We start from the raw sequence: 11,706 nt of genomic DNA, 5'->3' as shown, positions 1-11,706 counted from the left end.
ACTGCCACTCAAGTCCCGGCCATAACCTTTTCACGCACGAATTCGTAAACCTTGCCCACAGTCTCAAACGTCTCGGCACTGATTTCGTCATCCGCAACCTGGATGCCAAACTGTTCCTCCAGTGCGTTGATCAGAGTGACCACTGCCATCGAGTCGAACTCCGGGATACTCCCCAGCAGCGGAGTGTCCGGCCCGAATGTCCGTACTCGTTCGCCTAATTGCAGGATCTCGCCGATCAACCGCTTTACATCATCGAATTCGACCATCCAGACTGTCCCCCAAAGTGAAAAACCCAGTGAACCGCACCCTACGGTAAGATCGCCCGTCGCCGGGCGCATCAAAAGGGCGTCAAGATAGCGTTGCCGTCGGCAAGAATCCAGCAATCAACCTACCGGCGCAAGATCGGAAAGCTTGCGGGTCAGCACGACATACCCACCGACCGGTTGTCGTCGCTCCAAACGCAAGTCAGCAGGGACAATAGAGAGCGGCGTCAGATTAACCGACATCAAAATCCGCTCCAGGTAGACCTGCGAGTGCAGATAGCGACCGCTGGAACTCAGGTGAAAGCCTTCGGTTTCGTCCATCAGCCGCTCCACTGTGAACGCCAGCAGCCCACCCGGTAACAACGCGCCTGCCGCAGCACGCAAAGGGGGTTCCAGATCGCCGAAGTAAATCAGGGTGTCGGCAAAAACAATTAGGTCGAAACCTTCGGTTTGCTCCCGCATGAAAGCGGTCAGTTCGGCAATGACCAAACCATCGTAGACCTCACGCGCTCGGGCCTTGGCAATCATTTGCGGCGATAAATCGACACCCGTCAGGTGGTGCGCGTAAGGGCGTAATAGCGGTCCACACAGTCCGGTGCCACAACCTGCGTCCAACACGCGCAGCGTCGAGTTTGGTTCCTGTTGCGACGCAATGGCTGTCGCCAACAAGTTGGGGGCCTGATAATTCAAGCGTTGCAACTGTTGATCAAAGCTGTGGGCAAAGCGGTCAAACAATGCCTGCATATAACCGTCTGCCGCCCGGACTGGAATATCTTCACCGGTGATCGCGGCCAGTAGATGCCGGGCTTCAGGGTCATCAGGATACTGGCGGGTCCAGCGCCGGTAGCAATCAGCCGCTTCTTCGATTCGATTGAGGGCGTAGAGTATGCGGCCCAATTCCCGATAGCCGACAGATTGACGCGAGTCATGCCGCAATCCTTCCTGGAGTGCCTGAATCGCTGCCTCAGGTTGGTCGTCCGCCGCCAGTGTCCGCCCCAGGCTGAAATAGGCGTCAGCATAATCAGGCTTGATCGCGATTCCCTGCTGCAATACCTCAATCGCTTCCGCCAAATGGCCTTGTTGCCGCAGCGCTACACCGAGATTTTTGTAGGCATCGGGAAAATCAGCGCAGCAAGCTATCGCCCGGCGATAAGCCGCCACTGCTTCGGCAGATCGACCCAGACTGCTCAGGATATTTCCCAGATTGTTATGGGCATCGGCGTAATCAGGCTGATATACGAGAGCTTGTTCGATCAGACGCACCGCTTCTACGCTTTCACCGCCTTGATAGAGTAAAACGCCCAGAAAATGCAGGGCGTCGGGATTTGCGGGCTGAATCTGAAGAATGTACCGATACAGTCGTTCTGCCTCCTCCAACTGCCCGCTGCGAAGCAGATTAACCGCTATCGGCAACGCCTGTTGGACATCGAGCGGTTGCCGGTGCCGGATCGGGGGCGGACGGTGGTGGCGTTTACGACTCATCGGCATTCACTGGGTAGTAGCAAAGGTGGCTATTCAAACTGATAAGCAAATTCGCTATCCTGCACATTCACATGCACCCGCTCAATCGGCTTGCCTTCGACCATCCGCACCAGAAATTCCTCGCTGATCTTGGGTAACACGGTATTGGTCAGAATCGCGTCAATCATCCGTCCGCCACTCTCCAATTCGGTGCAACGACTGGTAATCAGCTTAATCACCTCATCATCATAGCTGAATGGGATTTTGCGGGTTTCCCGGATGCGTTTGGCGATGCGGCCTAATTGCAACCGCGCAATCGCGCCAATCATGTCATCGCTGAGCGGGTAGTAGGGAATCACTACCAAACGACCGAGTAGCGCTGGCGGAAATACTTTCAGTAACGGCTCGCGCAACGCTTTGGCAATGCCATCGGGATCGGGCATCAAATCCGGATCCTTGCACAGACCCGTAATCAGATCGGTGCCAGCATTAGTCGTGAGCAAAATCAGGGTATTCTTGAAATCAATCACCCGACCTTCACCGTCTTCCATCCAGCCCTTGTCAAAAACCTGGAAGAAAATTTCATGTACGTCCGGGTGGGCTTTCTCCACTTCGTCCAGCAGCACCACGCTATAAGGCCGACGGCGCACCGCTTCGGTCAGCACCCCGCCCTCGCCGTAACCGACATAACCGGGCGGCGCGCCTTTCAGCGTCGAAACTGTGTGCGCTTCCTGATATTCACTCATATTGATGGTAATGACGTTCTGTTCGCCGCCATAGAGTGTTTCCGCCAGCGCCAGCGCGGTTTCGGTCTTGCCAACGCCAGAGGTGCCGGCCAGCATGAAGACGCCAATCGGCTTGTTCGGATTATCCAGCCCGGCGCGGGAAGTCTGAATGCGCTTGGCGATCATCTCCAGCGCGTGACGCTGACCGATGATGCGCTGTTCCAGGTTGTCGGCCAGCTTCAGCACCGTCTCGATTTCGTTCTTGACCATGCGCCCGACCGGAATTCCGGTCCAGTCGGCCACCACCGATGCAACCGCTTGAGCATCCACATCGGGCAGAATCAGCGGCTTCTCACCCTGTAACTCGTGCAATTGCGTTTGCAGCGTCTTTAACTCGGTCAGCCAGTTTTGCCGCTGTGGATCGGGTTCAACTGTTGCCGATGCATCTACCTTGCCGCCATCGCCGCGCAGCTTGGCGCGCAATTCCAGCACCTGATCGACCAGCGTTTTCTCCTGCTGCCAACGCTCGTCCAGTTCCGCCAACCGCGCCTGCTCGGCCTGCAATTTTTCGCTGGCGTCGGCTTGACGCTGTGCGGTATCCATCCCGACTGCCGCTTCGCGCCCGATAATTTCCAACTCGACGTTCAAACCCTCGATACGGCGACGGCTATCATCTACTTGGGCGGGCACTGCATGCAGGCTGATCGCAACGCGGGCGCTGGCGGTATCGAGCAAGCTGACCGCTTTATCTGGCAACTGGCGGGCCGGGATATAGCGGTGCGACAATTTGACCGCCGCCTCCAACGCTTCGTCAAGAATCTGCACCCGATGATGCTTTTCCATGGTCGAGGCCATGCCGCGCATCATCAGAATGGTTTTTTCTTCGCTCGGCTCGCCAACCTGTACCACCTGGAACCGGCGGGTCAGCGCCGGATCTTTCTCGATATGCTTTTTATACTCGGCCCAGGTGGTCGCGGCGATGGTGCGCAACTTGCCACGCGCCAGCGCCGGCTTGAGCAGGTTGGCGGCATCGCCAGTGCCCGCCGCGCCGCCTGCGCCGACCAGGGTATGCGCCTCGTCAATAAACAGGATGATCGGCTTGGGCGAGGATTGAACTTCATCAATCACTTGCCGTAGCCGGTTCTCAAACTCGCCCTTCATACTGGCGCCTGCCTGCAACAACCCCACATCCAGCACTCGCAACGTGACCTCTTTCAACGGCGGCGGCACATCGCCGGATGCGATCCGCTGGGCGAAACCTTCCACCACCGCCGTTTTGCCCACGCCGGCCTCGCCAGTCAGGATCGGATTGTTCTGGCGGCGACGCATCAGAATATCCACGATCTGGCGGATTTCCTCGTCGCGTCCGACGATGGGATCGAGTTCGCCTTTGCGCGCCCGCTCGGTCAGATCCACCGAAAAGCGCTGTAACGCCTCCTGCTTGCCCATTTGCGGCGGAGCCATAGCCTCGCTGGCCTCACCCGGCACCGCGCCGCCGCCGACCTGGGAACCATCGCTGGCGCGCAAGCCACTTTCCAGCGAACCGCCGACAATCGCGCTGAACTGTTCAGTTAAGGCATCCAGCTTGACCTTCTCAAATTCGCGGGAGATTGCGAGCAGCGCGTTACGCAAATCCGGGGTCTTTAACATGCCGACCAGCAGATAACCGGTACGCACTTGCGAATCGTTGAACAGCAACGTGGCATACACCCAACCTTCTCTAACCGCCGCGTCCACATGGGCGGACAGATCGGAAATCGAAGTCGCGCCGCGTGGCAACCGATCCAGCGCCTCGGTGAAATCCTTGGCGATGCGGGACGGATTCAGGTTGAAATGCTGGATGGCCCGGTGCAAATCCGAATCCGGTAATTGCAGAATCTGGTGCAGCCAATGCACCGGCTCAACATAGGGATTGCCCCGCAGCTTGCAGAATACGGTGGCGCTTTCGATGGCTTTGTAGCCCAGACTGTTCAACTTCCCGAACAGGGCAACGCGACTGATTTCGGTCATAAACTTGAACTCCATGAGCGGTAAGGCGTGAGAAATGCGGCGGGCGCGCTTCGGGGAATCCGGTCACGCCGCATTCCTCGCTCCTCAGCTACAGTAAGTAACAGCATCCAGTTTCAAATCGTCGGCATCCTGTGCCAGCGGCTGGCTGGTCAGCCAGGTGGTCCAGCCGAGCCGCGTACCCTCGCCCAGCACCAGCGGCGGCACTTCTTCCTTTTTAAGGATTGGGTTGAAATCCCACAGCAGTTCATCGCCAACATAATTGCGGACCCAAGCGACCAACCGTCGCAGACTGTCACTGCCAGGCAGGAAGCGCTGGAATTCCGCCAGCGGCATCGGCCCGATGGTGATGCGGAACTTGTACTGACAGTCCCACACCCGCTCGCCAATCACTGCCGTCATGCCAAGCAGACCGGTAGCCGGGATTTCGCCCAACCGGCAACGACTTTTTTCGTCCAGCGGCAACCAGTGACCGACGAAGGATTCAATATCAGCCGGCAGCTTGAAAAAATCCGCCAGAATCGCCCGCAGCCCTTCGGGATTACGGGTCTGGTTCACCAGCCGACCGGCATAATGAAACTTGGACAGATCCGGCACCGCATCCCGATTCCACAACGCCGGCATCCCCATCCCAAACGGCGCACCGATATAGACCTTAAAGCGGTCCGTTTCCGGACGGTCGAAACTGACCGTTGGTTGCGCACTGGCCCAGCCCCGGTAAAACAGGCACAGCATCCGGTGATGAAACAGGTCGGCGAAGCCGGCAAAGGTGTGATCGCCGACATTGCGGGTGCGGTCGCGGACGTATTCGGTCAGATGTAGCGGCAACGGCCCGTTGGGTCCGAACAATCCCAGGAAGTATTGGTACAGCCGCGCCGGTCGTTCACCGTCGCCAGGTTCAAACGCCTCCAGGGTAGAGGGCGCGAACACCATGGACGGTTGCTGCGCCAGCCGGATCGGGTCATCCACCAGCCGGATGGACTGGCCCAGCCGGGGTCGATCCCGATAGAAGCACTCCAGTCGCCGCAGCGCCTGGAAAACATGAAACGCATACGGCTCACGCCGCAGCGCCTCGAACAAGGCTACAGGGTGTGCCGACGTCCGATCCGGGCTGGCCATCGCATGATCTCACCGCGTTCGGTCGATCGGACGACCGTTTCGGTAAAGGAGTTGATAGAGGCGTACTTGGTGAAAAACCGCTCCAGCACCGCTCCTAACAGGAAGATGCCTTCGCCCTCGAACGCGGCTTCATCCAGCGTCACCGTCACTTCCAGACCACGGGCGAAGGCAATCGGCCCCGGAATCGGGGCGCGGCGGGTGACGGGGATTGACTGAATGGAATGCACTCCATCGATCTGCTTGCGGATCGACGCCTCAGCCAGATCACCGTACAGCGCCAGCAATTCCCGCAACGCAACCGCTCCCTGGCGGGCGTCGCTATCGGCGAGCGACAGATAATTCAGCGTTAGATGACTGATCAACCGCCAAGCGGTATCGCCATGCGCATGAGAAGGGCGTGGCTTGGTGGGTCCGGCCAGGCAGCGCACGGCGCGAACTGGCGCCCCGGAAGCCAAGGTGAAATCGGTGTCGCCACGACCGACTGGCATGTGGAGCGGCAGGTCGCGGTTGGTGCATAAGGTGGTCACTGCCAACTGCTTCAAATCACCCCGATAAGGCGCTTCATCGGTATCCACCAGCGCCAGATAGGTTTCGCTGCCGATATAGCTTGAGCGCGGGCCAGTGCGCCGCTGCGAGCTGGACAACAGGCGCGGCAATCGATGCACGGTGTAGAACGATCGCGGGTCGCGCTGGCTCAGCCGGTCGTGGCTGGCATAAAAAGGCAGGAATTCCTGCTCCTCACCCTCGGCACCGATTCCGGTCACACCAGCGATCTGATAAACCTCAAAATCCATCGGTCGGGTGCGATCCGGCAAGATATGATGTTCAACGACCTGATCGCTCAGGTGAATCCGGTCAGCGCGTTTGGGAAACAGATTAATCGCCGGGGTGCAGAATAAGGCGAAGTTCGCAGCGGCTACGGTATTTTCCAACGCCAGATCAGCCCGGTTGAACAGAATGAGAATTTCCAGCTCATTGCTCACACAGCGACGAATCGCCGGCCCCAGTCCACCCAGCTCCACAAACAGATAGCGTTGCGGCAACGCAAAATACTCGTGCAACAAGCGGTAACCCTGGAACGAAGGCGGCACATACGATAACAGCGCCTGCTCTTCCTCAAAGCCCAGTCGCTGAATCCAGCGGCTATCCACCACTTCATGCCAGGGTGCCGGACGCTGACTAGGACGCACCACCAGCATGACGGTGTTTGCCAGCATCTGTTCGTACAAACGCATGGGTAGCGCATCACTGCCGTGCAAGTATAGCGGCAATCGATCCAGCGCCAATTTACTAAACGGGAGACCGGGCAGCGTGGTGCGCAACCGCAAACGGATACCGGCCCGGACTTTCTGCAAATCAGGCAGGTTGAGCAATGCCACCGGTTCTTTGCCGGCAAAATACTGAGCCTCGGTGATTTCCACCGGCCACAGGGTTACTGGATGCGCGGTGCGGTATTCGCAAGCGGTGCGCTCGCCTTTACCCAACACGCTATACAACTCATTGCCCCGGGGAATGACAAAACCCTGTTCAAGAGTGCTTTCGGTGGGATCCGGATCAAAGCGGACGACGGCCATTGAAGGCGTTGGCGCCAGGTAATGCGGATAGATAATTTCCAGCAGATGTTGGGTGAAGCGCGGGAATTCAGCATCAATTTTGAGTTGTACTCGCGCCGCCAGGAAGCTGAAGCCTTCCAGCAGGCGCTCGACATACGGATCAGCGCAGTCGAAACCGTCAAGACCCAGCCGACCGGCGATCTTTGGAAACTCACGGGCGAACTCTCCGCCCATTTCGCGCAGATGTTGCAATTCCCGGTTGTAATACTGGAGCAGGTGCGGATCCATCAATGCACACTCGAATGTCCGGCTTCCTCAATTTTGACCTGACCACTTTCCAGGTCAATCTCGGTTTTCAGATAAAGCTGCAGCGGTAACGGCTGCGCCCATAAGTCGCCGCTAATCTCGAAAGTCAATGTATTGTGGCTCATTTGATCTGGAGCCAGAATGGCGTGAACCTTGACCGTATTTCTGAGAATACGCGGTTCAAAATCCCGGATCGCCTGGCACAATATGTTTTCCAGATCCTTAATATCGAGATTATGAACGATGCTTCCCGATAGAGGCGGCAATCCGAAATTGATCACGGAACGGGCCGCAAACGGATAGCGCTCAATGTCCTGGCTCGTGGGCAGTCGCGCCGAATTGAGTAGCCACGCCAAGTCGCGCAACACGCATTCGCGCAGTCGACCCATGGATAAAACCCGTTTTTCACGCGATTCCTGAAGCTTATCCGGCTCCTCATCAGTCAGTCGATCCAGCAGCGAAGGTTGCAAGCGATCCTTCTGGGTCAGTTCAGCCATCGCTAACCTCGGTAGCAGGCGCATCCAGCGTGATCTTGCGCACATCCAACAGAGCGTAATCATCCACATCGGTGGCCAATAGCCGCTGTCCCAGACCCAACTGAGTCACGTCAGAACATTTTTGCCAGTCAGTTTTACTGGCCATGCGAATGGCATCGTCCTCGGAGAGTTCCGAGCCGGGATAACGAACCGGAACCAAACCGACATTCTGGCCGCCGTTGGCCCAGGTAAAATTGGCGGGCAACCAAACCAGATCACGCAAATCAGAGGGCGGTTCAAATTCGATCACCCGAATGCGATGCAACGGAATCCAGTAATAACGGCCGTTGATAATAGCTTCCAGCATCGGCCCCAGTCGCGGATCAGCATCCATCAGCCAGGTAAAGGGCAGATCGTTAATGCAACCGCTGGTAACCGGAGCTTGGTCTAGCGCCTGCGCACGCAAATCCTCGGCTTTACCGTACTCGTTCTGGGCGGTGAGCTTGAGCGCTTCCAGCATCAGCGCCAACCAGGTTTCCGGTTCGCCGAAAAACAGCGGGGCGCGCGCTCCAGCAAACACTTGCTTGCGCAGCGCTTCGCACTGAATGGCTTCCTGATAGGTTTGTGCCATCGGCAAGGTTTCAGCATCCAGCTCACGCAGTACGTTGAGCTGATTCAGGGCTTTCTGCCAATCTCCCAGTACGCAATAAAGCTGAAACAGAAAAATCCGGTGCTTGAGGTCAGCAGGCTGTTTACGCACCTGCTGTTGCAGTTGCTCCAGAGCCTGGCGCAGGGCGCGGTCACGCAGAATGTCTGCGACTGCCATGAGAACCACTCCATCTTTACGGAATCAAGCGAAATGCCCGATGGGCAAAGCCCACCGGGCTATCGAACACGCCTAAGTCAGACGGCAAGCCACGCCGATTAGGCCTTTTCGGTGTTGGTGGTCAAATCCCAACCCGCCACCACTGCGGCATCCAGCGAACCATCCTCGGCCTTCTGCGGGCTGTAGGAGATTGAGAAGGTGCCAAAAGCCAGCGACATGCTTTCGGTCGGCGTATCGTCGCCGCCGGTCGAACCGGACCACTGGATGCTCTCGACGAATACCTTTTCGAAGGTGTAGATCAGATATTCCTGCTGCCCACCTGCACCACCCGCTTTGCGCAGGGTGACCGTAGCCTTATCAAAGTGCTCGCCCTTAGCGCACATGCTGAACAGAATCGGCGAAGCCTTATCGGTCTTCTTCATGATATTGAAGCTGGATACCGACACTTTGCCGCCGGACGATCCGGTCGATCCTGAACCGATGGTCACCGGGTTACTGGCGCCAAAGCTGAAGCTGTAAATCTCGAATTCACCCGCATGCGTCGAGTCGGTTGATTCGCCGGCGACATTAGGGCCTTCCAGTTTCAAAAAGGTATCAAAAGCCATGATTGCTCTCCACAGTGGTTAAGTTCAAAAAAACAAGGGTTTTGGTCAAACCAGCCGCGATACTCGCTGCTTGGACTGCAACCGGATTCACCATCACCTCGAACCCAGTTGCCTGACTTCAAAGCATCATCCATGCCAAAAAATATATCAAATTGATTTTATTGATTTTATTTCTTAATCAACGAAAGAATTAGCCGCACTGACCGGTTCATTAAATCGGGTCAAACTGGCAAGCTGGCCTACCAGTTTGACCCGATTCGCGGTAACTCAACCGCTGCCCTTCACCGAAGGCAGCTTGGAAACCAGGCGCAGCGATACGGTTAAGCCCTCCAACTGATAATGCGGGCGCAGGAAAAACTTGGACGTGTAGTAGCCGGGATTGCCCTCAACCTCTTCCACCCGCACCTCGGCGGCGGCCAGCGGCTTCTTGGCTTTGACCAGCTCGCTGGAATGCTCTGGCGAACCATCGACGTACTGGATGATCCACTTCTGCAGCCACCGCTGCATATCTTCGCGCTCCTTGAACGAGCCAATCTTGTCACGAACCATGCACTTCAGGTAATGCGCAAAGCGACAAGTGGCAAACAGATAGGGCAGACGAGCTGACAGATTGGCATTTGACGTAGCGTCGGGATCCTCATACTCGGCTGGTTTTTGCAATGACTGCGCCCCGATGAACGCGGCAAAGTCCGAGTTTTTCTTATGAATCAGCGGCATAAAACCGTTTTTAGCCAGTTCGGCCTCACGCCGGTCGCTAATGGCGATTTCGGTCGGACATTTCATATCCACGCCGCCATCGTCGGTCGGGAAGGTGTGGGTCGGCAGATTTTCTACCGCACCGCCAGATTCGATACCGCGAATCCGGGTACACCAGCCATACAGCTTAAACGCCGTGTTGATATTGACCGCCATGGCATAAGCAGAATTAGCCCAGGTGTACTTGCTGTGATCGGCACCTTCGGTATCTTCTTCAAAATCGAAGTCTTCGACTGGATCAGATTTAGACCCGTAAGGGCGCCGCGCCAGGAATCTTGGCATCGCTAAACCGATATAGCGTGAATCTTCTGATTCACGCAGCGACCGCCACGCCGCGTATTCCGGGGTCTGGAAGATTTTGGTGAGATCACGGGGATTGGCCAGCTCCTGCCAGGAATCCATTTGCATCACCGTAGGCGCTGCACCGGCGATGAACGGACAGTGGGCAGCCGCAGAGATTTGCGACATCTCTTTCAATAATTCAACATCGGTCGGACTATGATCGAAGTGGTAATCCCCCACCAGACAACCGAACGGTTCGCCGCCAAACTGTCCGTACTCCTCCTCGTAAAGCTTTTTGAAAAATGGGCTTTGATCCCAAGCAGTGCCTTTGAACTTCTTCAGCGTTTTGTGCAATTCCTTCTTGGAAACATTGATGACCCGAATCTTGAGCATCTCGTCAGTTTCAGTGTTGTTAACGAGATAGTGCAACCCGCGCCAAGCGCTCTCCAACTGCTGAAATTCGGGATGATGCAGAATCAGGTTGACTTGCTCGGTCAGCTTACGGTCAATTGCCGCAATCATCGCCTCAATGGATTTGAGCACATCATGAGAAATGACGGCGGTATTGCTCAGCGCCTGTTCCGCTAAAGTCCGTACTGCGCTTTCAACGGCATCTTTAGCTTGATCACTCTTGGGCTTGAACTCGCGTTGCAGCAGCGAGGAAAACTCACTGACTTCCAGTGTAGCCGCCTCGGGTTGAACCTCGGCAGCGGTCATCGGATCAGCCATGGCGCATTACTCCTGTGGGGCAGTGGGGGCAGAGGCATCTTGTGGCTTCGGAGCCGAAGCCAATGCTTGCAACAACGTCGGATCGCTCAGAACCTTGGCGATGAGTTCCTCAGCGCCGGTTTTACCATCCATATACGTCATCAGATTCGAGAGATGCTGACGCGCTTGCAACAACTGGTTTAGCGAATCCACCTTCTTGGCAATCGCAGCCGGCGAGAAATCATCCATGCTCTCAAAGGTCAAGTCCACGCTTAATTCGCCTTCGCCGGTCAAGGTGTTCGGAATCCGAAACGCCGCCCGTGGTTTCATCGACTTCAGCCGACTGTCGAAATTGTCAACATCAATCTCCAGGAACTTGCGATCAATCACTGCGGGCAACGGTTCAGTCGGTTTTCCCGACAGATCCGCCATTACGCCCATTACAAAAGGTAGTTGCACTTTTTTCTGTGCGCCATACACCTCTACATCATATTCAATCTGAACGCGCGGCGCCCGGTTGCGGGCGATAAACTTCTGACTGCTCATTGCCATGGTCATACCCCTTTAACCCATACATGAAAGCAACGATATTGAGCGGGAACCGTGAGAATCCCGCAAC

At 56.4% G+C, this 11,706-nt stretch carries 10 protein-coding genes; all 10 read right to left on the bottom strand.

What is annotated here, in order from left to right; all coding sequences use genetic code 11:
- Positions 1-8: 8 nt before the first annotated feature.
- Positions 9-266 (bottom strand): acyl carrier protein, encoded by a 258-nt coding sequence (locus tag BN874_RS02320; RefSeq protein WP_034430601.1) that lies wholly within the window; start codon positions 264-266, stop codon positions 9-11.
- Positions 267-383: 117 nt separating this feature from the next.
- Positions 384-1,745 carry a tetratricopeptide repeat protein gene (locus tag BN874_RS02315; RefSeq protein WP_034430600.1) on the bottom strand — a complete coding sequence of 454 codons (1,362 nt, stop codon included), beginning with the start codon at positions 1,743-1,745 and terminating at the stop codon, positions 384-386.
- A 29-nt stretch (positions 1,746-1,774) separates the two neighbouring features.
- Positions 1,775-4,459, bottom strand: coding sequence for a type VI secretion system ATPase TssH (tssH, locus tag BN874_RS02310; protein ID WP_034430598.1), 2,685 nt, complete (start codon positions 4,457-4,459; stop codon positions 1,775-1,777).
- Between the two features lie 84 nt (positions 4,460-4,543).
- The gene (gene tssG, locus BN874_RS02305) at positions 4,544-5,575 is read right to left on the bottom strand and encodes a type VI secretion system baseplate subunit TssG (protein ID WP_051497323.1); all 1,032 of its coding nucleotides are present in this window, start codon (positions 5,573-5,575) and stop codon (positions 4,544-4,546) included.
- Positions 5,539-7,416 carry a type VI secretion system baseplate subunit TssF gene (gene tssF, locus BN874_RS02300; protein WP_034430596.1) on the bottom strand — a complete coding sequence of 626 codons (1,878 nt, stop codon included), beginning with the start codon at positions 7,414-7,416 and terminating at the stop codon, positions 5,539-5,541. Before tssF ends, tssG begins: the two co-directional genes overlap by 37 nt.
- Entirely contained in the window at positions 7,416-7,931 is a 516-nt protein-coding gene (gene tssE, locus BN874_RS02295; RefSeq protein WP_034430595.1) for a type VI secretion system baseplate subunit TssE, read from the bottom strand. Before tssE ends, tssF begins: the two co-directional genes overlap by 1 nt.
- Positions 7,924-8,736: a type VI secretion system accessory protein TagJ gene (locus tag BN874_RS02290; RefSeq protein ID WP_034430594.1), complete on the bottom strand. Its 813-nt coding sequence runs from the start codon at positions 8,734-8,736 to the stop codon at positions 7,924-7,926. Before BN874_RS02290 ends, tssE begins: the two co-directional genes overlap by 8 nt.
- Positions 8,737-8,834: 98 nt before the next feature.
- Entirely contained in the window at positions 8,835-9,341 is a 507-nt protein-coding gene (locus tag BN874_RS02285) for an Hcp family type VI secretion system effector (RefSeq protein WP_034430593.1), read from the bottom strand.
- Between the two features lie 267 nt (positions 9,342-9,608).
- Entirely contained in the window at positions 9,609-11,108 is a 1,500-nt protein-coding gene (gene tssC, locus BN874_RS02280; RefSeq protein ID WP_034430592.1) for a type VI secretion system contractile sheath large subunit, read from the bottom strand.
- A gap of 6 nt (positions 11,109-11,114) precedes the next feature.
- Positions 11,115-11,639, bottom strand: a complete 525-nt coding sequence (gene tssB, locus BN874_RS02275; RefSeq protein ID WP_034430632.1) for a type VI secretion system contractile sheath small subunit — start codon at positions 11,637-11,639, stop codon at positions 11,115-11,117.
- Between the last annotated feature and the right edge of the window lie 67 nt (positions 11,640-11,706).

Origin of the sequence: Candidatus Contendobacter odensis Run_B_J11, assembly GCF_000531125.1 — a bacterium.
Taxonomy (GTDB): domain Bacteria; phylum Pseudomonadota; class Gammaproteobacteria; order Competibacterales; family Competibacteraceae; genus Contendibacter; species Contendibacter odensensis.
This window is presented reverse-complemented; position numbering and strand designations above follow the sequence as displayed.